This window comes from Pleomorphochaeta naphthae (assembly GCF_055396005.1).
Genome location: NZ_AP042457.1, coordinates 827052 through 854031 on the forward strand (window position 1 = coordinate 827052; position 26980 = coordinate 854031).

General features: G+C 26.9%; 24 protein-coding genes. 12 read left to right on the forward strand and 12 right to left on the reverse strand.

The genetic code is table 11. The features are described 5' to 3' along the window. Positions 1–47: 47 nt before the first annotated feature. Complete coding sequence (locus ACZ5SO_RS03845) at positions 48–1400, reverse strand: alpha/beta hydrolase (RefSeq protein WP_464626909.1); 1353 nt, start codon at positions 1398–1400, stop codon at positions 48–50. 178 nt (positions 1401–1578) lie between these two features. Here ACZ5SO_RS03845 and ACZ5SO_RS03850 point away from each other — a divergent pair, with 178 nt between their 5' ends. The 4 genes from ACZ5SO_RS03850 to ACZ5SO_RS03865 all read left to right on the forward strand — a co-directional run bounded on the left by ACZ5SO_RS03850 (position 1579) and on the right by ACZ5SO_RS03865 (position 4278). Then, positions 1579–2190, forward strand: coding sequence for a TetR/AcrR family transcriptional regulator (locus ACZ5SO_RS03850; protein ID WP_464626911.1), 612 nt, complete (start codon positions 1579–1581; stop codon positions 2188–2190). 98 nt (positions 2191–2288) lie between these two features. Then, positions 2289–3113 (forward strand): purine-nucleoside phosphorylase, encoded by an 825-nt coding sequence (locus ACZ5SO_RS03855; protein ID WP_464626913.1) that lies wholly within the window; start codon positions 2289–2291, stop codon positions 3111–3113. Continuing rightward, positions 3107–3571, forward strand: coding sequence for a cupin domain-containing protein (locus tag ACZ5SO_RS03860; RefSeq protein WP_464626915.1), 465 nt, complete (start codon positions 3107–3109; stop codon positions 3569–3571). The genes ACZ5SO_RS03855 and ACZ5SO_RS03860 overlap by 7 nt, the downstream gene beginning before the upstream one ends. A gap of 11 nt (positions 3572–3582) precedes the next feature. After that, on the forward strand, positions 3583–4278 hold the full coding sequence (locus ACZ5SO_RS03865) for an SDR family oxidoreductase (protein ID WP_464626917.1): 696 nt from the start codon (positions 3583–3585) through the stop codon (positions 4276–4278). Here the strand turns inward: ACZ5SO_RS03865 and metA are convergent. From metA to ACZ5SO_RS03895, 6 genes are all read right to left on the reverse strand, one after another. Beyond that, positions 4275–5201: a homoserine O-acetyltransferase MetA gene (gene metA / locus ACZ5SO_RS03870; protein ID WP_464626919.1), complete on the reverse strand. Its 927-nt coding sequence runs from the start codon at positions 5199–5201 to the stop codon at positions 4275–4277. The genes ACZ5SO_RS03865 and metA overlap by 4 nt on opposite strands. Further along, the gene (locus tag ACZ5SO_RS03875) at positions 5201–6484 is read right to left on the reverse strand and encodes an O-acetylhomoserine aminocarboxypropyltransferase/cysteine synthase family protein (protein WP_464626920.1); all 1284 of its coding nucleotides are present in this window, start codon (positions 6482–6484) and stop codon (positions 5201–5203) included. Before ACZ5SO_RS03875 ends, metA begins: the two co-directional genes overlap by 1 nt. A 111-nt stretch (positions 6485–6595) precedes the next feature. Further along, positions 6596–7375: an ABC transporter ATP-binding protein gene (locus ACZ5SO_RS03880; protein ID WP_464626922.1), complete on the reverse strand. Its 780-nt coding sequence runs from the start codon at positions 7373–7375 to the stop codon at positions 6596–6598. Positions 7376–7572: 197 nt separating this feature from the next. Continuing rightward, the gene (locus ACZ5SO_RS03885; RefSeq protein ID WP_464626923.1) at positions 7573–8766 is read right to left on the reverse strand and encodes a tyrosine-type recombinase/integrase; all 1194 of its coding nucleotides are present in this window, start codon (positions 8764–8766) and stop codon (positions 7573–7575) included. A 542-nt stretch (positions 8767–9308) separates the two neighbouring features. Further along, on the reverse strand, positions 9309–12809 hold the full coding sequence (locus ACZ5SO_RS03890; protein WP_464626924.1) for an AAA family ATPase: 3501 nt from the start codon (positions 12807–12809) through the stop codon (positions 9309–9311). A gap of 5 nt (positions 12810–12814) precedes the next feature. Continuing rightward, complete coding sequence (locus tag ACZ5SO_RS03895; protein WP_464626925.1) at positions 12815–14050, reverse strand: metallophosphoesterase family protein; 1236 nt, start codon at positions 14048–14050, stop codon at positions 12815–12817. Positions 14051–14244: 194 nt separating this feature from the next. Between ACZ5SO_RS03895 and ACZ5SO_RS03900 the strand changes: the two genes are divergently transcribed. The 6 genes from ACZ5SO_RS03900 to ACZ5SO_RS03925 all read left to right on the forward strand — a co-directional run bounded on the left by ACZ5SO_RS03900 (position 14245) and on the right by ACZ5SO_RS03925 (position 18856). Next, on the forward strand, positions 14245–14853 hold the full coding sequence (locus ACZ5SO_RS03900; protein ID WP_464626927.1) for a TetR/AcrR family transcriptional regulator: 609 nt from the start codon (positions 14245–14247) through the stop codon (positions 14851–14853). Next, positions 14846–15694, forward strand: coding sequence for an ABC transporter ATP-binding protein (locus ACZ5SO_RS03905; protein WP_464626929.1), 849 nt, complete (start codon positions 14846–14848; stop codon positions 15692–15694). Before ACZ5SO_RS03900 ends, ACZ5SO_RS03905 begins: the two co-directional genes overlap by 8 nt. Continuing rightward, complete coding sequence (locus tag ACZ5SO_RS03910; RefSeq protein ID WP_464626931.1) at positions 15691–16383, forward strand: hypothetical protein; 693 nt, start codon at positions 15691–15693, stop codon at positions 16381–16383. The genes ACZ5SO_RS03905 and ACZ5SO_RS03910 overlap by 4 nt, the downstream gene beginning before the upstream one ends. Further along, entirely contained in the window at positions 16380–17096 is a 717-nt protein-coding gene (locus tag ACZ5SO_RS03915) for a hypothetical protein (RefSeq protein WP_464626933.1), read from the forward strand. The genes ACZ5SO_RS03910 and ACZ5SO_RS03915 overlap by 4 nt, the downstream gene beginning before the upstream one ends. A gap of 139 nt (positions 17097–17235) precedes the next feature. Further along, positions 17236–17841, forward strand: coding sequence for a plasmid pRiA4b ORF-3 family protein (locus tag ACZ5SO_RS03920; RefSeq protein WP_464626934.1), 606 nt, complete (start codon positions 17236–17238; stop codon positions 17839–17841). A 145-nt stretch (positions 17842–17986) separates the two neighbouring features. Then, positions 17987–18856: a MerR family transcriptional regulator gene (locus ACZ5SO_RS03925; RefSeq protein ID WP_464626936.1), complete on the forward strand. Its 870-nt coding sequence runs from the start codon at positions 17987–17989 to the stop codon at positions 18854–18856. A gap of 43 nt (positions 18857–18899) precedes the next feature. Here ACZ5SO_RS03925 and amrS read toward each other — a convergent pair whose 3' ends face one another. Genes amrS through amrB form a run of 3 tightly spaced genes read right to left on the reverse strand, consistent with a single transcriptional unit; the run spans position 18900 to position 21190 of the window. Then, positions 18900–19850 (reverse strand): AmmeMemoRadiSam system radical SAM enzyme, encoded by a 951-nt coding sequence (amrS, locus tag ACZ5SO_RS03930; protein WP_464626938.1) that lies wholly within the window; start codon positions 19848–19850, stop codon positions 18900–18902. Then, positions 19851–20372: an AmmeMemoRadiSam system protein A gene (amrA, locus tag ACZ5SO_RS03935; protein ID WP_464626939.1), complete on the reverse strand. Its 522-nt coding sequence runs from the start codon at positions 20370–20372 to the stop codon at positions 19851–19853. A gap of 2 nt (positions 20373–20374) precedes the next feature. Next, entirely contained in the window at positions 20375–21190 is an 816-nt protein-coding gene (gene amrB, locus ACZ5SO_RS03940; RefSeq protein WP_464626940.1) for an AmmeMemoRadiSam system protein B, read from the reverse strand. Between the two features lie 294 nt (positions 21191–21484). Here amrB and ACZ5SO_RS03945 point away from each other — a divergent pair, with 294 nt between their 5' ends. Next, the gene (locus ACZ5SO_RS03945) at positions 21485–22876 is read left to right on the forward strand and encodes a sodium-dependent transporter (protein WP_464626942.1); all 1392 of its coding nucleotides are present in this window, start codon (positions 21485–21487) and stop codon (positions 22874–22876) included. Between the two features lie 97 nt (positions 22877–22973). On the opposite strand, the gene ACZ5SO_RS03950 is transcribed toward ACZ5SO_RS03945, so the two are convergent. After that, positions 22974–23756 carry a hypothetical protein gene (locus tag ACZ5SO_RS03950; protein ID WP_464626944.1) on the reverse strand — a complete coding sequence of 261 codons (783 nt, stop codon included), beginning with the start codon at positions 23754–23756 and terminating at the stop codon, positions 22974–22976. Positions 23757–24213: 457 nt separating this feature from the next. After that, complete coding sequence (locus ACZ5SO_RS03955) at positions 24214–25587, reverse strand: IS1380 family transposase (RefSeq protein ID WP_464624711.1); 1374 nt, start codon at positions 25585–25587, stop codon at positions 24214–24216. 516 nt (positions 25588–26103) lie between these two features. Between ACZ5SO_RS03955 and gpmA the strand changes: the two genes are divergently transcribed. Continuing rightward, positions 26104–26856, forward strand: coding sequence for a 2,3-diphosphoglycerate-dependent phosphoglycerate mutase (gpmA, locus tag ACZ5SO_RS03960; RefSeq protein WP_464626945.1), 753 nt, complete (start codon positions 26104–26106; stop codon positions 26854–26856). The last annotated feature ends 124 nt before the right edge of the window (positions 26857–26980 follow it).

Below are 26980 nucleotides of genomic sequence, written 5' to 3' on the forward strand. Positions count from 1 at the left end.
AAATGAAATTAATATTAGGTGTGAGTATTTTATTTTTTTCATACTTTTTACTTTGTGGAATTTATGAAATAAAGAATGTCTTCTAATACATTTTCTTCTATCGTTGTTTCAATTTCATAATATTCTTGACTTTCTCCTGTTTTGCATTTTTGAAATAGATGGTTATATTGAGGATAAATTATTATTTTATTCTCACTTTGTAAAAGCTCTTTAAATACTGGTATATTAAGTTTTTCATCGACTTGTTTATCTAAAGATCCTTGTAAGACTAAGGTTGGAACTTTTATCTTTTTTATATATTCCTTTGGATCAAGTTTGAAGAAAGTTTTGTACCAAGGAAGATTTAAGGTTTTAAAAGTAAGCTCGGCTGACTTGTCATCATTTCCTAATGATTTGAAGAATGGTATTGCTATCTCTCTTTTTTCTTTATCTGTTAAATTATCATCTAAAATAGCTGAGAGTACTTCATTAATCTTATTATCTAAATTATCTTTATCTATATGATTTTTACTTAATGCATGCTTTAATTGGTAAGCATAAATTTGTTTCCCATCAACTGCTGGAGATGCTAAAAGAATAATCGAATCGACAGAATTTGCTAAAATTTGAGCGATTAAAGCACCTTCACTATGTCCTAAGAGTATTATTTTATCTACTTTTTTCACATCTTTTAAGTATTTTATCTGAGCTTTAATATCGTTTACAATTGTGAGAGTTGTATCTTTTGAAGCATCTTCACCATTAAAGCCCCAATCGTCACAACGCAGAGTGTAATAGCCGTTATTAGTTAGATAATCACTAATAACTAAAAATGGTTTATGAAAGGAAATCTCTTCATTTCTATCTTGTATACCACTACCGGTAATAAATAATATAGCTGTATTGGATTTAGGGTTGTTTGGTATTGTGTAAGTACCATAGTAGATTCTGTCATTTGTAGGATTTGTAATTTTAACATCTTCACGCTTGTACTTAAATCTAGTTATATTTTGTAATCTTTTCGGGAGTAATGAAGATTTATTTTTTTCTTTATAGAGAGTTATTTTAATTTCGAGTCCATTTTGGTAAAAAGTTCCAACAATTTTATTTGTTTCAAATTTTCCTATAAGAGAAAACCCAAATTGTGGGGCATTAATACTAATATTTGAATCCTTATCAATAGTGTATGAAATTTCTAAATCATTAGCTCCTTGGGTGGGAGATGAGAAAAAAATCTTATCATCATTAAATTCAAAAATTATAGGTAACTTTACAGTATCTGTTACAAATAAAGTTCCTATGTAAATACCATTTGGATTTATAGGTGTATTATATTTAATAGTTTTTTCCTCTTTTGTTCCTTCAGCAAACAATGTATAATTAATTAGTAAAATAAAAGCTAAAAGAAATAATTTTTTCATAAATATACCCCATTATTTGTATAATATTATAAGATAAGATAATTTTAATAAAGGCTATTTAATTATATATACATATATTATAAAGAATGTATATAAAAATAAATGTAATTAAACTTATATTCTTGACATAATAATAAAATATTATAACAATGATGGAATATGATTTAAGGGGTAAATTTTGAGTACTAAAAATTTAATTATCGATGTTGCTAGAAAGATATTTTTAGAAAAAGGGTATAAAAAAGCAAATATCCGTGATATTGCAAATTCCGCAAATGTTTCAACTGGAGCTATTTATGGCTATTTCATTAACAAAGAAAAATTATATGAGGCAGCTATTGGGCCGTTACCAAAAGAATATTATCATAAATATATTAAAGCAGTAACAAAGATTAAAAATATTGATTGTTTATCGTTGGTAAAAAAACTTAAACAGACCCATTATGATGGAGTTGAGTTATTTCTTGATTATGTTTATGCAGATTTCATTGCTTGGAAGCTAGTTGTAAAAGGGGAAGGGACTAATTATCATGCTCATTTACACTCTATTGTCGAGAAAGAAGTAGTTGCTATTAATTCTTTCTTAGATATATTAGAGGAAAATGGTATACATTTTTTTAGACCTAATACAAATTTAGTGAAATCCCTTATTTTAAATCTAGTTGAAGATTTAGTTCAAATTATCAAGCTAGACTTCGATAGAGATGAAGCTATAGAATATTCTAAACAGTTAGTTGATTTTTTCTACGAAGGGTGGGTTAAACTCCTAAATATCCAAATTTTAGATTAGATAGTTTTAGTTGTCCTAAAAGGTTGATTTTATTTGTTTATTTAATTTGCATTTTCTGTTATTATTAAATGACAAATAAATGTGTTGGAGTTTAACTTATGGATAATTTATTAACTAAATTAGATTTAGCGGCTGACTTTATAAAAAATAAAGTTGGTGATGATAAAATTGATATAGCTATGGTATTAGGAAGTGGATTGGGAGATTTAGCAACAGAAATAGTTGATCCCGTTGTAATCCCTTATAAAGATATTCCTTCCTTCCCTGAATCTACAGTTCCAGGCCATGCTGGTAGACTTGTCATTGGTGGGTTACAAAATAAACGTGTTTTATGTATGCAAGGTAGATTTCATTTTTATGAAGGCTATAACATGGACATAGTTGTATTCCCTATACAAGTTATGAAACGCTTAGGTATTGAAAATTTATTATTAACTAATGCAGCTGGTTGTGTTAATGAAAATTGGAAGCCTGGTGATTTGATGTTAATAAAAGATCATATTAAATTAGTAGCTGATAATCCTTTAAGGGGTATTAATTATGAAGAACTTGGACCAAGATTCTTTGATATGTCTAATGCATATGATAAAGATTTGAGAGATTTGGCTAAAAAAGTAGCTGCTGAGCAAAATTTAGACTTAAAAGAAGGCGTTTATCAACTATTTACAGGGCCTTCGTTTGAAACCCCTACCGAGGTTAAATTGGCTCGCTTATTAGGAGCTGACGCTGTTGGCATGTCAACTGTTCCAGAAGCAATTGCTGCAGCTCACATGAAAATGAAAACTTTAGGTATTAGTTGTTTAACAAATATGGCTGCTGGAATTTTAGATCAGCCTTTAAATCATGAAGAAGTATTAGAAACTGGTAAAATGGTTAAAAATAAATTCACAACCTTAGTTAAGGAAATTGTTAAACAGTGGTAGATTACAAAGAAATCATTGCTAAATTGAACCTTCAGCCTTTATCGGTTGAAGGTGGTTATTTTTCTAAAATTATTACATTAACTGATAAATCAAATAAACAAATTGGCAGTAGTATATATTACTTAGTAACTAAAGACTCTTTTTCTTCTCTACATAAAGTATTAAAAGATGAAATTTGGTATTTTCTAGAAGGGGATCCTCTTTTACAAATAACATATGATGAAAAGGGGACCTTTATTGAAAAAAAATTGGGGAAGGTAAGTGAAGGGTTTGAGCCTGTTTCTTTAGTCAAGAAAAATGTTTGGCAAGCTACTAAGTTACAAGATAATGGTTCATGGGCTCTAGTTGCTACTTGTGTTATTCCTGGTTTTGAACCTAATGATTTTGTAAGTTATGATAAAGAGATATTAAGTAAACTTAAAATTCACTGTAATATTCAAAATTATATCTATGGATAAAGGATTAAATAATGAAAGCTTTAGTTATTGGTGGGACTAGTAATGTTGGTCAAGATATTGTTAAGACTTTAACATCTAATAAATATGAGGTTAATTTTACTTATACAAGCAATGATAAAAAAGCTTTAGAATTATCAAATAAATTTAATAGTGTTGCTCACAAAGTAGATATAAGATATGAAAATCAAGTTGAAGCCTTATTTGAAAAGATTAAGAATCTTGATTTATTAGTTATTGTTTCTGGTATTTTTACTTTATCAAAACAGGAAAATTTAAATTTAAGTGATTTTAATAACTTAATCGATATTAATATAAAAGGGACATTTTTAACTGTTAAGCATGCTGTTAATTCAATGAATCAAAATAGTTCGATTATAACAATTTCTTCCACAAATGCCTTCCATCCAGGTTTTGGTGAAACTGCCCATTATGATGGATCAAAAGGGTTTATAACTTCATATACTAAAAGTTTAGCAGCTGAATTAGCACCTAAAAAAATTAGGGTAAATTCAATAGCACCTGGTTTAATAGAAGCTGATTATCTACATGATCCTAATAATCCTGTTCTTAGTATGTTTCTTGAAAGATCTGTTTTGAAAAAGACAGTAAAAGTTGAAAATGTCTCAAGTACTGTTTTATTTTTATCTCAAAATGATGCAATTGATGGACAATGTATTATTGTCGATTGTGGGTACTTGATTGGTTAAAAATCTTTTTCTATCTCTTCTAGATTGAAAGGTGTTGTTTGATATACAAAATAGTTTAACCAGTTGCTAAATAATAAATTAGCATGACTTCTCCAACTTACAATCGGTGTTTTAGTTGGATCATCATCTGGAAAATAATTTACAGGTATTTGAATATCTAAACCTTTATTTTTATCACGGAGATATTCTTCTTTTAGCGTATCTCTATCATATTCACTATGCCCTGTTATGAAAATATGTTTTCCTTTATCACTTGATATAGCATAAATTCCAGCTTCTTTTGAGGAAGCTAAGATTTTTAATTCATGACATTTTTGTACTTCTAATGTACTAATAGTTGTGTGTCTACTATGAGGGGCACAGAATACTTCATCGAATCCCCTTAAGAGAATTGGATGGTTATAAACTACTCTATGTTTATAAATTCCAAAAAGTTTCTTCTTAAGAGGAATCTTATTGATATTGTAATGGTAATATAGACCAGCTTGAGCTCCCCAACATATATGTAGTGTAGAGTGAACATGTTTTTTTGACCATTCCATTATTTCACAAAGTTCATCCCAATAATTAACTTCTGAGAATTCAAGATTTTCAACAGGTGCTCCAGTAATTATCATCCCATCGTAATAGTTATCTTTGATATCAGGGAAGGTTTGATAAAAAGAGAGAAGGTGTTCACTGCTAGTGTTTTTAGAATTATGGGTAGACATATGGATTAAGTCTAATTCAACTTGTAATGGTGTATTCCCTAATAATCTAGATAATTGAGTCTCCGTACTAATTTTAGTCGGCATTAGATTTATTAGAGCAATTTTAAGTGGACGAATGTCTTGAGAATAAGCTCTATTCTCATCCATTATAAAAATGTTTTCATTTTCTAAAATTGCTTTTGCTGGTAAATTATTGGGAATACGTATTGGCATTAGTTCACCTTTTCTAAAGCTTGTTTAATATCAAAAATAATATCATCGATATCTTCAATTCCTACACTAAGTCTAATAAAGTTAGCTTTTATTCCACAATTTACTAATTGAGTATCTGTTAATTGTCTATGTGTTGTTGAGGCTGGATGTAAGACGCATGTTCTAGCATCAGCAACATGCACAACAATTTTTGCTAACTTTAAGCTATCCATAAAGAGTTGAGCATTCTCTCTACCTCCTTTTATACCAAAGGATACTACACCACTTGAATAACCTTTATATAAGTATTTTTGAGCTCTTTCGTAAGAAGGATCGTTTTTTAAACCTGGATAATTTACATATTCGATTTTATCATTTTTTTCTAAAAATTGTGCAACTGCTAAGGCGTTTTGACTATGTCTTTCTATCCTTAGAGCCAGTGTTTCAAGACCAAGATTTAATAAAAATGCTGTCATTGGTTGAGGAGTGGAGCCTAAATCTCTCATTAGTTGGGTTCTTGCTTTTACAATATATGCTGCATTTTTAAAGTTTTCTGTATAAATAACACCATGGTAAGATGGGTCTGGTTCAGTTAATTGAGGATATTTATTATCTACACTCCAGTCAAATTTACCAGAATCAACAATAACACCACCAACTACAACAGCATGTCCATCCATGTATTTTGTTGTTGAATGAATAACGATATCTGCTCCAAATTCAAAGGGTCTACAAAGAATAGGTGTTGCAAAGGTGTTATCAACAATTAGGGGAATATGATGTGAATGTGCCACTTTAGCATATCTTTCAATATCTAAGACATATAAAGCTGGATTTGCAATGGTCTCAGCGAAAAATAGTTTGGTTTTTTCATCAATGAGATTTGAAATTTCTTCATCGCTCATATCTAATGTAATAAATCGTGTTTCAATTCCCATTTTCTTTAATGTTACACTAAATAAATTAGTAGTTCCACCATAAATTGTAGCTAAAGAAACTATGTTATCTCCTGCTTCAGCAATATTTAATACAGAAATTAAAGATGCTGCTTGTCCGGAGGAAGTACACATTGCTCCAATACCACCTTCAAGATCTGCTATCTTTTTTTCAACAGCATCTACTGTTGGATTAGATATTCTAGTATACATATGACCTTCTTTTGTTAAATCAAAAAGTTGGGCCATTTCAGCTGAACTGTCATATTTGTATGTTGTACTTTGATAAATTGGAAGTTGGCGAGGTTCTCCATTTTTTGGATCATAACCACTTTGGATACATTTTGTGTTTATTTTATATTTTTCCATATTTCCTCCGAATAGAAAAGATTAGTTTAAAATAACATAGATTCTTACATTTAAACAATATATTATAGTAAAAATTGAATAATTAATGAATAATTATTTATAAAAAGTATATTAACACCAGGCTGAATAAATTCCATTTTTTTGTGCTACATATACTTTTTGTCCATAAAGATCAGATAAAACTTCTTCGTTTAATAGGTCTTCTTTTAGTCCCTCTCTATAGATTTTTCCATCTTTCATTAAAACAATTCTATTTATTTCGGGTAGAATTTGAGATAATTCGTGAGTAATCATTACTATAGTGTTACCTTTATTTATTGCATTTTTCAATGCATTTCGATAGTGACTTCTAGATGGAAAGTCTAATCCAGTAGCTGCTTCATCTAAGAGTAGTAATTCTGGTTTATGAACTAAAGCACGAGCTAATAATACTCTTTGTGCTTCTCCAGTCGATAAAGCTTTCATGTTTTTATCAGCTAAATGCAAGCAATAATTATCTTTCAATATTTCATCTGTTAATTTCCAATGTTCATCTGTAACATGGTGGTGAAAATCAAATCCAACTGAAGAAAAAATACCACTAGCGACAACTTCTTTTACTAAATAAGTTGTATTACACATGTTAAATATTAATTGAGATACGACTCCAATATGTTTTCTAAGATTTTCTTTAGAAATTGTTGAAGAATTAAATCTTTTTACTACTAAATCTTCACGCCAAAGAGGATGTATTTCCATTGAGCATACATTCAAAAGAGTAGATTTTCCAGCTCCATTGGGTCCTAAGATTGCAGTATGTTCACCTTTGTTTATATTAAAAGATATATCATCTAATATGTATTTATTATTTCGTCTAACACTTGCATGATTAATTGTAATTAAATTTTCCATAAAATTAAAATACCATATTAAAATAAAATAATTAAGTAAACATTTTGAAAAAATAACTTTAATTAGCATAAAAGCTATTATTAGTTATATTTGAGAAAAATATACCCTAAGTTTAAATTGAAGAATATATGCAAAAGTTGCTTTTGATACTTTAGCTAAAGATTGGTCTGTCATACAGATTAAATAAATATTTCATATTATGAAATAAATGGTAATATATTTTTCTCTTGAGCTTTTCTAATACTTTCTAAAGCAGAGTCTTCAATATGTGAATATATATTAGAAAGTTGTTCACTTGAGTGACCTATTGTAAGTCTTAAGATATATTCATCAACGCTACCTCTCAGAAGGGTGTTTGCCATATGCCTAAGTGAATGAAAGGATATATTTCTATTTTTAATTTCTTCTTCACTTAGAGTTTTGGAGTCAATGATTGCTTTTGTAAATTTAGTGTTAAAATAATGAGAAGAAATGACTTTACCTTTCTTTTTGCTCCAAAAAACGATGTTGCTATCTAAATTTGGATTTTGAGAAGCTAATTGAATTAATTGTTCACAAAGATGATTGGGGCAAGGTACTATTCTGCTTTTTTTCCCTTTAGGTATTTTTGTTTTAGCTATATTAGCATAGGCTCTATCAATTACTATTAGTCCATCTTTTATTTGATCTGTAGTTAGTGCCCTAAGCTCTCCACTACGCATTCCAGTAATAAGGGCTAAGGAGACAGCTAAGTAAGTTTTTTTATCATCACTTTGTTTTAAATAATTCATTAAATTTTTTGTTTCTTCATTACTTAAGATCCCTCTAACTTTTATATTTTTCCTTATTGCCTCAACTCTTGTAGCTTGTGATATAGAAAGCAAATTCTCTTTTTTTGCATACTCCAATGCTTGTGAAAGTGAATTCATCAATTGATTTATTGATGTAGAACTTAATTTGTTTTTATAAATGAGTTTTGTTTGGATGTCTTCAAGAAATTGTAAAGTCACATTGCTTATTAAAAAATTATCATCTATCAAAGGTAAAAGATGTTTTATTATTGCATTTCTACGTGTAGAAACATAATCAGGTGAGATTGAATCCTTATCTAATAATATTTTTCTAGTAAAATATGGGCTTTTATTAAAATCAAAAAAGTTTAATAAATATTTTTTTAAAGTTAATTCTTTTATAGAGTTAAAAATAAGTCCCTCATCTAAAGCTTTTTGTGCTATTTTCATTGCTTCATCAAGCCTAGATACGTGTTCAAATCCTAAATTTAATCTTTTTTTTAATTTATCTATACTCTTCTTTGTTCCACGTTTGCCTGTTATTGGATCTCTATACATGACATAAAAGCTCATTTGTTCCTTGTTCTTTAGTCTACATAGCGTAAATGGCGAGTTGTTCATGGTAGGTTTCCTTATTCTTTTTTATCTGGTTTGCTCAATTATATGCTCAATTTCTATTTTTGTCTAGATAATTTTTATTAAAATAACTCCTTGTAAATCGCGTAAATAGGGGATTTATAAGCAAAATCACAATTTTTTTAATTTAAAATGTTCTTACTTATATAAAGTAAGTACAAAAAAAATGGACTATAATATTTTTGATTGCATAAAATATGTATATTCAATTTATATTTAATTTATATGCAATTGTTTTTATATAAATATTTTTATTAAAAATATAAAAATTAATATCTGTTATATTTAAGGAAAATTTAATAACTTTATGTATATTAAGAATTTAGATTAAAATTAGTATTTTTAAAGTAATATAATATAATAATTTATATCAAAAAAATGATAAGTATTAATATGCACTTTTTATTAATATACTATTTTTTATACAAATGTTATATCCAATTATTTTGATATTTGAATAGATAAAAAAAATATCGATAAATTAACTTGTTATAACAAATTTTTATCGATATTTGATTAAAAACATTTTATAGCTTTCTTACACCTGGACCTGATAGAGAAGAGGTAGAATCTCCATTTTCTTCAACTTTGATTTGTGATCTTATTCTATCGTGAAGTAAACCTACATGAGATATTAAGCCAATTATCTTACCATCTTTAGTTAGGTTATCAATTGCTTCTAGAGCACTAGTGAGTGTTTCTTCATCAAGTGTACCAAATCCTTCATCCAAAAATAAAGTTTCGATACTGACCTTTTTATTTAATAAATCACTTAGACCTAGGGCTAGAGAGAAAGATATTATAAAGGTTTCACCTCCAGATAGATTGCTAACTGGTCTTTTTATAGCAGCACTGTATTTATCTATTACACCTAGACTTAAAGAATCTTTATCTTCCATTCTATATAATTCATATCGAGGAAATAATTCTAAAAGCTTTTGATTTGTGTTATAAATTAAATAATCTAATGTGATTTTTTGTGCTATTGTTTTGAACGCTTTTCCATCATGACTACCAATAGCTTTATTTAAAATTCCCCACTTTTCAGTTATATGCTTCTGTTTATTTAGTTCTTTTTCCTGGGCTTTAAATTTTTCTCTATTTTTATCATTAGTTTCTAATATTGTTTTAAGTCTTGATTTTTCAGATATATAGTTATCCCGAACTATTTTTAGCTCTATTTGTTTCTCTGTAGCAGTATCTTTGTCTAAATCTACTTTTTGTGTCTCTAGCTCTTTTTTAGAAGAAGATATTTCTTTTAGGAGAGTTTTATATTGAATTTCATCTTTTTCAAAGGAGTTGATTTCTTCATTTAATAGAGTTATTTCTTCTTGTTGTAAATTATAACTTAAAGCTTCCTCTAGAGATTTAAAACCAATTGAGGACAATTTATCGTTGATTTCTAATTCCAAATCAACCAAATTAGATTTTAGGTCGTTAAGCGTTTCGACTTTTGTTTTTATATTTTCTTCTACTTTAATAAGTTCTTCTTCTATAGGAGAGATAGTTTTTCGGTTTTTTTCGATTTGAATAATTATGTTTTCAATTATTTTATTTTGCTTTTCATTTTCACTTTCACAATTTTTATCTTCAAATATCGAAAATCTTGTATCTATTAGCTGAGTTAATTTTTTATTGATTTCATCTTTTTCTTTTTTGAATTCAGCTTTGTCTTTTTTTAATGATTCGAGAGTTTCTTTGTTTTGTTTAATTTCATTTTTTAAAGTTTCAATTTCACTTGTTAAACTAATGTTTAATGTTTTATTACTAGTATATTGAGTTAAAAGGGTAGATAATTCTCTATATGTTTTAGAAATAATAAAACTATCTAAGTTTGATGAAATTCCTTCTAATTGTTTTATATTCCTTTTTATTTTTTCTTTATATTCTCTAATATTTATTTCATTACTATCTTTTTTTGATTTAGCAATAGTTAAATTAGCTCTTTCTTCAATAAATAAAGCTTCTTTATTAGTAAGATTGGATTGTAATTTACTTAACTTACTTTTTATATCATTTAGCTTTGCCTCTTCTTTTGTTAAATTTTCAATTTCTTTATTAATCAACTCTTCAAAACTATCTTTTGAGTATATGGATATTATAATTTCATTAGTTAACGACTTTTTTATTTCATCTTGTTGAATTTTAAGTTTTGTTATATTTGATTCTATTTTAGAAATCTCTTTTTGATAAGATTCCTTGTTTGTTTGTAGACTTGCAAAGTTTTCTTTTAATTGTGTTAATTTAACATTATCTGCTTGTAAAATATTTGGATGTTCTTTAGATCCACAAAGAGGACAAGGAGATCCATCTTTTAATAAATGAGTGTAACTCTTTAAACCAATAATTTCTTTTTGTTTTTCAATTAATTCTTCAGTATATTTTAGCTTAGTCGTATTTTCTTTGTCTAATAATAGCTTTGTAGAAAGAGATTTTTCATAATTTAGCAGTTCTTCTTCCCTTAGATAATAGGTTTTATAGTTTTCTATACTTTTTCTTAGTATAGTTTTATTATCATTTATTTCAGAAAGAAGTTTATTAAGAGATTCTTCATCAAAGCCTAATTTATTTATTTCCTCTCTATAGTCTTGAATTTCTTTAGATAATTTATTAACAAGTTCTTCCTTTGCCTTGTAGTTATCACTGTAGACCTTAGTGTTAGTCTCTTCTGTTTTTAATAGGTCTTCTAGGCGACTTTTTTCCTTATTTATATCAATATATTTATCTAAGCTAGTTAAAATTTCTTCTTGATTGTTTATATATTTTGATAATTGTGTATTACTCTCTAAATATTCTTGAGTTTTTGATAGAGCTAATTTTTTTTCATCTAAAGTTTTTATATCTTTTTCAATCTTTTTTTCTGTAGCTATTATCTCTTTATTTTTGTTGTCTAATTTTAACGAAGCAATTGATAAATTAGATTTTTCCTTTTCAATATCAGAATCTAATTCTCTAACTTGTTTAATTAAAGTTGTAAGTTCCTTAAGCTTCTTGTTTTCTATAGCTTTTTCATTTTCAAGCTTTTCTTTTTCATTAGTTAGTTGTTTTTGTTTTATAATATTTTCTTTTTTGTAGTTCTCTAATTGAGTCAAATCACATTCACAAGTTTTTTTTGTCTTTTTAATTGTTTCAGTTTCATTGTGTAAATTAATTATAGGTAAGGCTTTATTATATAGTTCAATTTTAGTTTTATTTGAATTATATTCTTCTCTTTTTGAATCAATTTCATTTTGTATTTTAAATAAATTTTCTTCTTTTCTTTTAATATCTTCAAGTTTAGAGTAGTAGGAGAGTATGTTTTCAATGTCTTTAATTTGCTTATCTGTTTCTTTGATTTTGTTTTCTATTTCCTCAATTTCATTAGATTTTTCTTTAATTTCATCTTGATCTAAGAGATCTATGCCTCCAATAACTTGTTTTAAAGTCTCAAGTTTTTGATTTTCTTCTTTATTGTGTTCATGAACTCTTTTACTTATTTCAGTATAGATTTGAGTTCCTGTTATTTGTTCTAAGATTGAGGCTTTTTCTTTATCATCAGCTTTTAAGAATTTATCGAAACTTCCTTGTGCTAGCATTACAGTTTTGCTAAATTGATTAAAATTTAATCCTATTAATTTTTCTACAACATCTTCTAATTTTTGAGTTTTTGAAACTAAATTTTTTTGAGTCTTACAATTAATCAAGGATTGGCTTTTCCCTTGTAAGTTCCCACTTGGGTTATTTCTAGCTCTTTTTTGTTTAAATGTTGCGATGTATTTAGTCCCTTTTGTAGAAAAAGTAACTTCAGCAGAACACTCTCCACTATGTTTATTCATTAATTCATTTGTAGATCCTGTTATTTTGCCTTGTCTTGAAGTTTGGCCATATAGTGCTAAGGTTATAGCATCAAAGATAGAAGATTTACCACTGCCTGTTTTTCCTGTTATTAAAAAGATGTTTTCTCTTGTTAATTCTGGGTTATCGAAATCTATTTCCCATTTTCCCTTTAATGAATTTATATTTTCAAATTTTAAATTGTGTATCTTCATAATATTTACTCTGCCTCGCTCTCTACTTCATTAACTACTTTATCAAATAATTCAATTACCTCTTCATCTTCAATTTTATTAGTATCATTATCAATAAATGTCATATTAAAAATTTGTCTTGGAGTTAACATTTCTAGTGACACTTTTTTATTATTAGTTTCACTTATTGTTATTTTACTTTCTAATCTTATTATCAAGATTTTAAAATTGTTGTTTAGCTGGTTAACAAAGTCCTCAATTTTTTCATTTATAGAACTTTCGATAGTATTGCTGTTATAAATAATCTCAAGAAAGATAGGGTCTTCTTTGAAATCTGGTTTCTTTTCAATATCTATTTGTTTTAATTGGTTTTGGATATCTTCAATACTGGAAGCTGTAATTTGCTCTAAATTTAAAAATTTAGGTAAAATTATTTTTTTCTTTGTAAACTTTTTATCAGTGAATGTTAATTCAATTAATTGTTTAGGAGTTTTTTCTCCAAAGTTTAAACTAATAGGGGAGCCTGAATAAACTATTCTTTCATCTTTGTTTACAATTTGAGGTTTGTGAATATGACCTAGAGCATAATAATCTATATTTTTGGGAAAATTATTTGCATTGATACTTTTTAGTTTTCCAACATAAATATCTCTGTGCTTTTCGCCTTCTATTTCTGTAGTTGTGCTACTTCCTGAAGCAAATAGATGCATTAGTGAAATGGTTGGAAGAGATAAGTCTAGGTTTGCTTCTATATATTCATCTACTTTTTTATAATGATTAATTAAAGCTTTTTCTAATTCTTTTTGTATATCTATGATGTTATCTGACTCTAAGTTAGGTTTTATGTCTTTTTCTCTCAAAAAGGGAATAGCAACTATATTGCAATAGGGGATGTTATTATCTTTTAAAGTAAGTATCTGATCTTCAATGTTTATTGAGGTTATTATATGAATATTATGCTTTTCTAAAAATGGAGATGCTAAATCAAGCATGGAAGCTAGATCGTGGTTTCCACTGATTATTACAGTATCTTTCAATGTTTCTATTTTAGCTAATCTTTCTAGAAAATTATAAAAGACTTTTTGTGTTGCTACACTTACATAAGATGTATCAAAAATATCTCCACTTATTAAAAGTAAATCTATTTTATCTGTTACTATTTTGTCTATTAGATAATCAAAAAAATGCTCATGAGCAAAATTAATTCTGTGTTTATGTAAATTTTTTCCTATGTGTAAGTCACTAGTATGTAATACTTTCATGTCAATTAAACCTCAATTATAAATTATTATACCTTATATTATTATAAATTAAAATTTTTTTGATATTTCTTTTAAATATTAGTTAAAACTAGAAAAAATGCATATATCTTATTATTTTCCTTGCTAAATTGTTCTTTTTGTTTTAGTATGACTAAAAAGATATTTTTAGTCAAATAGTTTTATAGGAGTATAAGATGCCTAAATCTTTTAGTAATAGTGAAAAGGAATATATTAGAGAAAAACTACAAAATGCAGCATTGGGCTGTATAAGAGAATATGGATTTAAGAAAACGACTGTAGATGAGATAGTAAAACGTGCAAATATAGCTAAAGGGACTTTTTATCTATTCTATAAATCTAAAGAAATTCTTCTCTATGAAGTTTTCATGGATTTTCACAATCAAATTCAAGATGAATTTTTATCAATTATAAAGGCTAATGCTAGTAATATGACTTGTGAAATATTAACTGATGCTTTTTATGAGATTAGTTTAAAGGCAATGAATTCTGGTTTTATGAAAATTATGAAAAATAATGAATTAGAGTTATTAATGCGTAAATTACCTACTCAATTAGTAGCTGACCATAATGAAAGAGATAAAGATATGGCTGAAGAATTAATTAAAATAATTCCAGAGGCTAAGGGAAAAGACAAAGAAGTTTTTTCAACAGCTTTTCAAAGTATGATAATTATAATTTTAAATAAAGAAATTTTAGGTGGAAAATTTGAAGAAGCTCTACGCCTAATAATTCGTGGTGTAGTATTACAGTTTTTAGATAACGGTGAGGAAGCTTATGATTAAAATAGATAATTTATCTTTTAGCTATTCTAAGCATTCCTTTATTGAGAATATGTCTTTTGAAGTAAAAAATGGTGAAATTTTTGGATTTTTAGGGCCTTCTGGTGCTGGTAAAAGCACTTTACAAAAATTAATGATTGGGTTGATTACAAATTATAAAGGTTCAATTAAAATTGATGACTGTGAGGTCAAAAATCATAAAAATGAATTTTATGAAAATATTGGTATTGATTTTGAATTCTCTACATTATATGAAAAAATGACTGCTCAAGAAAACTTAAAATTTTTTGCATCCCTTTATAAGGGGAAGAAAAGATCAATTAATGGATTGTTAGAGTCTGTAGAATTATTAAATGATGGAGATAAAAAAGTTAGTGCCTATTCAAAAGGTATGAAAAGTAGGCTAAACTTTATAAAAGCAATAATGCATAATCCTAAATATATTTTTTTAGATGAACCAACAAATGGTCTAGATCCTAATACTAGTCAGATTCTAGTAGAATTGATTTTAAAAGAAAAACAAAAAGGAAAAACTATTATAATTACTACTCATAATATGGAAGATGCCACTCGATTATGTGATAGGGTTGCCTTTATTGTAAAAGGAAAGATTAAAGCTCTTGATTCTCCCCATAATTTGATTATGGAACAAGGTGCTTCAACTATAAAATACTCTTATTTAGAAAAGGGTAAAGAGCTTACCTCGACTACTAATTTACTTAATATTAAAAATGATCTTTCCTTAATTAAGATAATTAAAGAAAATAGACTTTTAACTATCCATTCAAGTGAACCTAATCTAGGAGATATTTTTAAAAAAATAACTGGAAGGGAACTTGTATGAATAAAATAATTAATTTGACAAAATGGGATATAAAATTTCAATTTAAATATGGTTTTTATTTTTTATATTTTATTTTTAGCTTAGTTTATTCAATAATTATAGTTTTACTTGGTTCTAATTTAAAAAAAGCTGTTGCCTCTTTTCTTATTTTTACAGATCCAGCGGCTATGGGCCTTTTTTTCATGGGAGCTCTATTTTTATTAGAAAAAAGTCAAAATATTCATCACTCCTTGTATGTATCTCCTTTAAATTTAAGCTCTTATATAATTGCAAAGATTATTTCTTTATCTTTTATAGCTCTTTCTGTCGCTTTTGTTTTATCAATTGTTGCAGGTTTAGACCATTATTTTATTTTGATAGTTACTATATTCTTAACTTGTTGTATTTTTTCTTTATGTGGTTTAATTGCAGCATTAAAATCTGATACTGTAAATCAATTTATGATAATTGCAATTCCTTTTGAAATCGTGATTTTTATTCCTTCTTTTTTATTCTTTTTTAATGTACTTAAATCCTCTATTTGGTTATTGCATCCTGGAGTTCTCTCTTTGATGTTGATTGCAAATGTAAATATTCAATTACCTATCAGTATTAGTTTTATAATCCTGTTTTTTTGGTTGATTTTAATCTTCTTTATATGTTTAAAGATTGCAAAGTGTTCTTTTAAGAGAATAGGAGGTGAGGTTTGAATAAATTAATTCAATCAACAAATCTTTATTTTCGGGCAGTAAAAGCAGATTTCATTTTATATGTTTGTTTATTTGTGCCAATATTGATGGGCCTGTTATTTAAATTTGTTATTCCAGTCATAGAAAAGTTTTTATGTGGTTATTTTAGTAAAATTGAAGTTTTGTTACCATATTATCCCCTCTTTGATTTGCTTTTGATATTAGTCATACCAACCATGTTTGCATTTACAGGAGCTATGGTATTAATAGATGAATCAGACCATGGTATTTCTCGATATTTAGTTGTTACCCCACTTGGAAAAATTTGGTACTTGATTTCACGATTAGCAATTATACCCTTCCTTGCAATAATATATAGTATTATCATCTTAACATTTTTCTCTTTAACATCATTAACTTTTATTAATATTTATATTCTTTCTTCCCTAGGATCTCTCTCTTCAATTATTGCAGCTTTATTGATTGTATCTGTTGCATCAAATAAGGTTGAAGCGTTAGCAGTAGCTAAGCTTTCCATCTTAATGTTCATTGGTCTTCCAATTGCTTTTCTTGTTAAAAGTAATTTTCAGTATTTTGCAGCGATATTCCCATCTTTTTGGTTAACAAAATATATGATGGAAACTAAATTCATATTTTGTATATTAGCTATTGTTACTTCTGTATGTTGGTTTTTTGTTTTATATAAAAAATTTGAACAAAAAATTATGATATAAAAAAAAAGATTAAATAGCTTTTTACTTAATTTTCTTTTATAGTTAAAGAGTATTTAAATATTTCTAGAGTCTTTAATTCTTATTTTTCATTCTCACTATTAATATTTAATAATCAATTTAAGATGTGAGGTTACTTGTTTTGAAAAGAAAATATTATTTATTAAAAGTCTCCTTATTAGGTATAACTCCCTCAATTTGGAGAGAATTTGTAGTTCCTTGTGATATTACTTTAGATAGATTACATGATGTAATTCAAATTATTATGGGATGGAGTGATAGACATATTCATGAATTTAGAATTAGTAAATCAAGATATTCTGAATTCTTAGATCCTAATGATGAGAATTTAATTCTTTTTAGTTCTCAATTTAGATTGAATGAACTTGTAAAAAGAAAAGGTAGAACTTTTAACTATATTTATGATTTTGGCAACCTATGGGATCATGAAATAATTGTTGAATCTACTAATTATAAAAGGGATATTGATTTAGAAGTTTTTTGTGTTGGCGGAGAGAGAGCTTGTCCTCCTGAAGATGTGGGTGGTGTCGATGGATATGAACATTTTTTAGAGGTAATTAATAATCCTTCTCATGTAGATTATGAAAAATATATGGAGTGGTCAGATAACTCTTATGATAGTGAATACTATGATGAAAAAATTATAAACTGGCTATTAATTAAATATTATGTTTGGTCTAGAGATAGATATTTAGATTGGAGTGAAGATTATGATGAAGATAACTAAGGGAATAAATTACAATTATTTTTTTATTTTGAAATAAATTATTCCTATTTTGATGTTTATTTAAAATATTTCACCAAATCATTTGACTGTTCCCTTAGGGGAATCTGTATCCTTTAATTAAATAACAATTATAGGAGTTATGATTATGACTATTTCAGAAGTTGCACAAGTAACAAAATTAACTAAAAAAGCTATTAGGTATTATGAAAATGTGGGTTTGTTTAAATCAAAAGTAGCTGCAAATGGGTACAGAAAGTATTCTCAAGAAAATGTTGAACAATTAATGCTTATTAAAACGTTAAGAGGCTTATCGTTTTCAATTGAGGAAATAAAACTGTGTCTATCGGATGAAAATAACGTGTATTCAACTTTTTCAAAAAAAGTAAATCAGTTACAAGATGATTTATTGCAATTAAATTTAACAATAGATGTTTTAAAAAATTTTATAAATAATAATGATTTAATAAGTAATATAAGTAAATATCAATGTAATCAAGGAACAAATATAAATAATATAAATTTACAAAATATCTTTCCAGGAGATTTTGGAGAAGTTATTTCAGTTATTTATGGACAATTTTTAGATGAACCCATTGTAAATATTAATCAAAAAAAAGCTTATAATGCCCTTGTAAATGAACTTGATGATCTTGATTCTATTATTATTCCAAAAGAACTTTCAAAATGGGCTAAGGACATAAACAGTAGTAAAAAGAAAGAAATAGCTCGTAATTTTAAAAACCTAAAAGCACAATATAGTCAAGATTATGATACTTTTAGTAAAAATAAAATTGATTTGATTGAATCTTATTTAAGTTTTGATTCTAATGTGGATCCTGTTAATGTGAATGAGGCTTTAACGCTTTTTTTAGCTAATGAAGGAAAGGCTGTAGTAAACATTTTTGAGAAGTATTTACCTAAAATTAGTAAGAGTTATGAAAATATCATAATTAAACAAAAACAGTTTTTTGATGACAATCCTGAATTGATTGAAAGACTTAAAAAAAGAACTTAGCTTTTTTACAAAGTTTTTCCTTTTTTTAATTGTTTGTGGTTAACTAAAATAATCCATAAATTTTAGTGCCACAAAATTTACACTTACCATTTTCTATCTTTAAATTATTTTCAATATAATTTGAGTTAAGATGATTTGGAATTAATATTTCTTTACAATTTGGACAAATGGTTGGGCTAGCATTAGTTGAATTTCCACCATATACAAAATCAATTCTATTATTTTTTGCGATATTTATCATATCTAAAAGAAAGTTTTCACTAGTTGCTTTGTAATCATTCATTTTGTAATTTGGGAAAAATCTACTTAAATGCCAAACTTTAACTCCATAAGTTTTTAGAGTTTTAGCTAAGGTATTTATTATCTTTCTTGTATGTATGCCTTCGATGAGTAGGGTTGTAACTTCTACATGGTTTTTTGAATCTATTAAATATTTAATTCCATCAAGAACTGGTTCTATTTTTCCAACACATACTTTATTGTAATAATTACTATCACCTTTTAAATCTATATTAAACGCGTCTATAATAGGGGAGAGTGTTTCTCTTGCTTCTTTTGAAAAGCTCCCATTTGTGACCATAATTGTTTTTAAATTATGTTTTTTAGCTATCTTAGCTGTATCTATTACATAATCTTGCCAAACTATGGGTTCACTATATGTAAAACTTATAGATGGCACTTTATATTCGAGTGCTAAATCAACTAACTTTTGTGGTGAAATAAATTGGGTATTTGAGCTTTCTTTTTTTTGAGATAGTTGCCAATTTTGACAAAAGCTACATTTAAAGTTACAACCAACTTCAGCAACTGATAATGTTTTACTTCCTGGTAAAAAGTGATATAGAGGTTTTTTTTCAATAGGATCTATTGCTATAGCTTCTAATAATCCATAATTTGGACTAACTAATTTATTATTTTTTACTTGACGTGTGCCACAAAATCCGAATTCCCCTTCTTTTATGTTACAGTGGCGATAACAAAAATTGCAGTACATTTAAAATACCTCCGCAGTAAATGTCATAAACTTAGCATCGTCTCTTTTATAAGCATTTTCATCTAATCCAGCTTTTCTAGAAAGAGCTTTAAGCATTTCATCTTTTGTCCATCCTGTTTCATCTGCAACTTGGGGTAGAAAAACTGCTTTATGATAATTTACTATTAAGATTATACCATCTCTAGATAATTTAAATTCATCTAGTGTGTTAATTGGTTTAGGCTGTGTTAATACTGAGATTTCTATATCTATAAAAGGAAATTCTTCTTTTGTTAATGGAGGAAATCTATAATCTTTATAAGCAGCATCTAATGATAAGTCTATTATCTCTTGATATAAAGGTTTAATTCCAAATATATACCCAATACATCCTCTAAGATTCCCTTTCAACTTTAAGGTAACAAAGGCTCCTCTCTCTTCATTTAAATGAGAAGCATCAATGTTTTTATAATCTAAGCCTAAGCTTTTTGCTATTGTATTTTTTGATAAGAGTAAAAGAAGATTTTTGTCTTTGTCTGTCATTTTTATCTCCTCCAACACATAGAAATGTATGAAACGAAGTTTTTCTCAAGAGCTGGAATGTTGAGTGAGTTTGATTGACCTAGGATTTTACCTTTCATATTTTTTAATCGAGCCATTTCACTTACGATTAACATAGGAGCTATTCCACAAATTGTGGCATGATCTTTTATTGCTTTTATATATGCTGCATGCCCCTCACCATTTAACATTTGATTTGCAATATCTTTATCATAATTTGTAACTTTATTTACTATCTCATCGTTGATAATATTTCCATACGGGGTATATCTGAAATTAGGACCATAGTGAGTAAAATCACTACTAGCTAATACTGTTGTCTTTTCATCTGTAATAGAAAGAATTTGTTTAGCATAATCTGTTGCAATATTTACATCAGTAAATCTGTTTATATGTGCACAACAAAGTTTAATATTTCTCCTTTGTGCTATGTAGGGTAAAATCATTTCAACAGCATGTTCATCACTTGTAACTTGTTCATAGCCTTTTTTAAATATAGGGAGAGTAAAACCCTCAATTTCATTATAGCTAGTTTCAAAAGATGAAAAATTCCCACTTCCAACTACATCATTTTCTAAAGAATAGTAGTGAGATGGGGTAAGTAAAATTATTTTATCAATTTCTATAGAAAGTGTTGAGAAAAAAAGTTTTATCAAACTTCCAGCATAAGATAGGCCTGCATGAGGTACAACACCATATACACTATTATTATCTTTTATTGGATTAAATAGAACAAGTTTATCTAATTCATTTTTATCACTAGGATACCATAAACCATCAAATCTTAATCTTCTCTTCATAAGTAATATTATACCACTAAACGAGTAAACTTGGGATATTTTATTATATATTATTAACTTCTTCATTTATATATTTTAGTAGTTATAATCAATTATTAAAAAATAGTAGTAAATATTTTATATATTTAATTAGTGTCTTTTGTTTTTTTATCTCGATGTAGCCATCATTATTTTATAATACATACAAATTTGCCTTATTTTCTACTTTTTATAACAAAAATACTTGATTGTAATTTCCCTGAAGTGATAGTCTAGTCAAGATTTTATTTTAATGTTAGAGAAAAAAGGATAAGAATGAGCAATTTGAAAAAAAATGAATTAAAAACTTCTTCCTCTAGAAGCACTTTCTCCGGAAAGATGGGTTATGTTTTATCTGTAGCGGGGTCTGCAGTTGGACTTGGTAATATATGGAGATTCCCATATTTAGCAGCTAAATATGGTGGAGGAACTTTTCTTTTAGTATATTTAGTTTTAATGGTTACCTTCGGTTATGCTTTAATAATTTCAGAAACAACCTTAGGTAGAATGACGAGAAAAAGCCCTGTTGGAGCTTATCAAAGTTTTGGTAATAATAAGTCTCTAAAAATCGGCGGTTGGATAAATGCAATTATCCCAATTATTATTGCACCTTATTATTGTGTAATTGGTGGTTGGGTTTTGAAATATTTAGTCGAGTATATTAAAGGTAACACTTTTGGTGTGGCCCATGAAAATTATTTCACAAACTTTGTTACAACAGGAAGTTCTGTTGAATTTTATTTTATAATATTCGCATTAATTACTACTCTAATAGTAATGTTTGGAGTTAAAAAAGGTGTTGAGAGAGTATCAAAGATAACAATGCCTTTATTACTAGTGTTGGCTTTAATTGTAACAATATATTCTGTTACTAGAGAAGGGGCATTAGAAGGTGTAAAATATTTTTTAATTCCTGATTTTAGTAAGTTATCGTTGATGACTGTAATTGCTGCAATGGGGCAGTTATTTTATTCTCTTTCCATTGCTATGGGTATTTTGATAACTTATGGATCATATCTTGAAAAAGATGTTGATATTGAAGCATCAACTGCACAGATTGAAATATTCGACACAGGTGTTGCTATTTTAGCAGGTCTTATGATAATTCCAGCCGTATTTGCCTTTTCTTCAGGTGAACCTACGACTTTGAATGCTGGCCCATCATTAATGTTTATTACAATACCAAAAGTATTTGCTAGCATGGGCTTAGGTGGCTTTGTTGGGTTTGTTTTCTTTTTATTGGTGTTTGTAGCTGCAATCACAAGTTCAATTTCACTTGCAGAAACTAGTGCATCAACTTGTGAAGATCAATTTGGTTGGAGTAGGAAAAAAAGCACTATAGTTATAACAATTATAATAATTATACTAGGATCTCTTTCCGCCCTAGGTTTTAATGTCTTAGACTTTATTACTATTTTTGGAATGTCTTTCTTAGACTTTTTTGATTTCCTTACTAATTCAATTATGATGCCAATTGCAGCTCTTGCAACTTTGTATCTTATATTAAGATTTGTAGGTTTAGATAAAATTGCAAAAGAAGTTGAGATTTCATCTAAATTTAAACGTAAGAAAATGTATAACTTCTTTATCAAATATTTAGATGCTATCTGTTTGATAATTATATTATTAAGTTCATTGGCAAATGTATTTGGTATTATAAAACTTTAATTATTATAAATTATAATTTTATATTAAAATCTCTAAGTATTCTCAGTGAATAGCTTAGAGATTTTTATTTCTAAATAAGTTTTTAGATCTTTATAAATCAAGTTGTAAATAGTTGAAAATCACTATTATCAGTTTTCCGTTGTATTAAAATATACCCCAAAGTTGTTAAGAATATAATCATACAAAATAAAAGGAGAATATTTCCTAAAAGCAGTGGCATAGTAGGTTCTAATGGATTTTGAGGTTTAAAATTAGTTAGAGGTAGTAATTTAAAATTTAGGGGATGACGTATAATATTTGAATCTATTATTAAAAGTCCGAATGAAGTAGCATTATATATTGTAAAAATTGAAAGAGTAGATAAAAAGAAGAAAAGGTTTTCTTCCCCTAATTTCGTATTAGTTATCATAGCACTTATTAAATACATTAAAGGATTCCATAAAAGTAATAAAAATAAAAAAACTAAAATATAAATAAGGGCGGATATTATCTTATTCTTCGCTTTTAAAGAAAGATACAAAGCGGCTATGTACCATGCTGTTGCATAGCAAATAGTTAATAGGTAAAATAGGAAAAATCTAATAAATTGATGTTTCATAATAATAGAGGTAAAAACAATTGAAGCAGTAATAGCTATAAAAGCAAAAACTAAGAAAAAAATAATAGAAAAAAATGTAATAGTTGCTAATATATTGGCTACAAATAGATTTTCATTTCTAATTTGAAGTCCATTTTTATTGATTTTTAAATCTGCATAACTATCGAATCCAATTAATAAAGAGAAAAGAGGAATTATAAATGAAAGGATAAAAGATAGTGGGGTTGCAAAAACAACTGGTGCTGTAAAAATATCAAGAAAAAATAATTCGTTAGTACTCATTATTTCTTTCTCATTACCCAATAAATTATTGATACTTAATAAGGAAAGTAATGTAAGTATGATTAGTGGGAGAAAAAATTTATGTGATTTTATAAGAGTGTTTAATTCAATTTTATAAAATCTTGATATTTTTGACTTTGTATTGTAATAACTATCATTCATACTTGTTCATTTATCCTTATCTATACTTTATACCTAAATCCGTATAAATCTTGATAATTGATAAATCTAGCTAATTTTTGGCTATTTTTTAGGTGAATTATTTTGTTGTACGGATTTTATCTTATCTATTTGTTTTACTTATTTCTATTTTTATATTTTATTCCATTATTTTAATAGAAGGAAGAATAATATTTTTAATTTTTTTTCAAATATCACTTTTTTCAGTCATACTAAAATCTTCTAATTGATATTAGAAGTATTGTTTCTGTTGTTTTATCTTTAGTTTTATTGAGTATTAAATGAAAAGTGGAAAATATATGTTAATAAATTTATCAATTCGTAATAATAACTCTGTCCAAGGATTTTTCTTATAGAGCCGAAGCACTTTACTTCTTCCTTTTCTCATATATCTAGCACTAGTATAAATAATATCTCTTAATATTGTTTTCATTCTAATTCTATCTTTATTACCCTTAGTTCCTTCAGGTAAATAGAATTGATTTAATAATGTAATATCCCCAATTATTCTTAAAATATTATAAGCATTAGTAATAGCCGCTAATAACATTTCATTAACTCTATATTTACCAGATGCTAATCTTTCAAAGTTTAAATCAGTTTTTATTTCACTATGATATTGTTCGCTTGTTGCATGGTCATGATATAGATTAACTACTGTTATTGCATCTTCAATTAAATTAGTCCAATAAAGCTCTACTTCTATTTCTGGAAATAATAATATATTACCTTTTTTATCTTCATAAATCTCTTTTATCTTAAATGCTATTTGAGCCTTATTTGTAACATTTTCTTTTCCTACTGGATACATTTGGGTAAAATAACCATAGTATACAGTTGTTTGTCTATAATCATATGATATCTTTTTATCATATAATGATTTAGCTCTTTCTAATAAATCTTGTGAATAGTCGTTTCTTCTACATTTTTTCTTGATAATAAAGTTAACATTATTTTTATCAAGTACATTAATAGTTTCTACACTATCATGACCACTATCAAATCTACACAACACTTTACTATAATCTTCTAAAGTAAGTATCTCTTTAGCATTATCCAATACCTTTTGAACAAACGGTATTGAATCTTTTTGAGAATGTTGTTTTCCAGGTCTAAGTTCAGCTCCAATACAATAAGAGCCTAAGTAACTCATAAGTGGTGCAAACCCATCTTCCCCTTTATATGTTCTAGAACATTCTTCTTTATTGCATTTAGGATTAATCATAGGTGTTACATCAAAATCTAATGGAATATATTTTTCACTTATCTTTTCACATGGGAAAGAAACTTTCTTTAGTAATTCAATATTAACTAAATTACAATGTTCAATAAAATTTGCACTACGTTCTTTCTCTAAATACAATCTTAGTGTTTCTTGAGCAGGAGTGAATTTAAGATTTAAACATTCTTTAAATACTTCATTATTTCTAAATTGCTCTACATCAGAAAAATTAGTAAATCCCATAGAGTTTAAACCAACTAAGGTTTTATATATAGTTTCATTTTCTAAAAGACTTTTAGATTTAAGGGTATCCAAATCATATTCAGCATTATCATTAACTTTCATCATTGCAAATGTTAAAATTTTAGAAATTAAGTTTAAACCTGCTTTACTCTCTAGTGTAATTGTTGTAGAATCAAAATCAATCATTTGGCCTCTCCTGTTACGTTTTTTGTGATAATTTAATTGTAACATAAGAGGCTTTTTTAGTCTATAATTTACTATACATATGTTGATATATTTTACTTATTTTGTATTCTATACGGATTCAGGTTATATTAAAAAAAATGTACTAACCTATAATACTTGAAAAATTTAATCAATATTTTTTGTGTATATTTTATGAAGAAAATTGTATTTTCGGCAATCTTAGAAATAAAAACTACATTTTTATATATATAACTTTATTAGAATTACACATTAGTACATTTTTCTACATTAATCTTTTAAAAAATATTTCTTGCTTTTATATTATTTAGTTTATTTTTTTTTAAAGTTAGAGTAGACTAATAAGTATAAAGATACAGATTAAAGTGGATTGATACAAAATTCTGATTAATATGTTGCATTAGTTTTTCTTTATTATATTAAAGGCTAATTTTAGTAGCTATGGATGATTTAAAATACACTGGTATTAATTACTAGGTATTATAGGAGATGAAAATTATGAGAAATAAATTAGTTTTATTAAGACATGGACAAAGCTTATGGAATCAAGAAAACCTTTTTACAGGATGGACTGATATAGATTTATCAGAAAAAGGAATTGAAGAGGCTAAACAAGCTGGATATTTACTAAAAGAAAATAATTTTAATTTTGATATTTGTTATACTTCATATTTAAAAAGAGCTATAAACACACTCCATTTTGCTTTACAAGAGATGGATAGATTGTGGTTGCCAGTATTTAAATCTTGGAAATTAAATGAAAGACATTATGGAGCACTACAAGGTAGAAATAAGGTGGAAACTGCTAAAGAAGTTGGCGAGGATCAAGTTTTAATTTGGAGAAGATCATATGATGTTAAACCTCCTTTATTAACTGAAAAAGATGATAGAAACCCTGTATTTAGTGAGATGTATAGAGACGTTGATAAAAATGAATTGCCTTTAGGTGAAAGTCTTGAAGATACAATTAAACGTGTTATTCCTTATTTTGAAACTGAGATTAAACCAAAATTGATTGAAGGAAAAGATATATTAATTACTGCTCACGGCAATTCCCTCAGAGCTCTGGTGATGTACTTAGAAAATATGAGCAAAGAAGAAATTGTTAATGAAAATATTCCAACAGGTGTTCCTTTAGTTTATTCTCTAAATGATGATTTTTCTGTTAAAGATAAAAAATATCTTGGAGATGAAAAATTAATTAAGGAGAAAATTAATAGTACTAAAAATCAAGGAAAAGCTTCAAATTAGTTTTTTTGATGAAAGAAATTTATATAAAATACTTGGTAATTTCTTTATATTACCAACTTGATGTTTTTTTGAGTTGAGGAGATATTATTTTAAGTAATTTTCTCTTCAACGCTATAATTTTTAT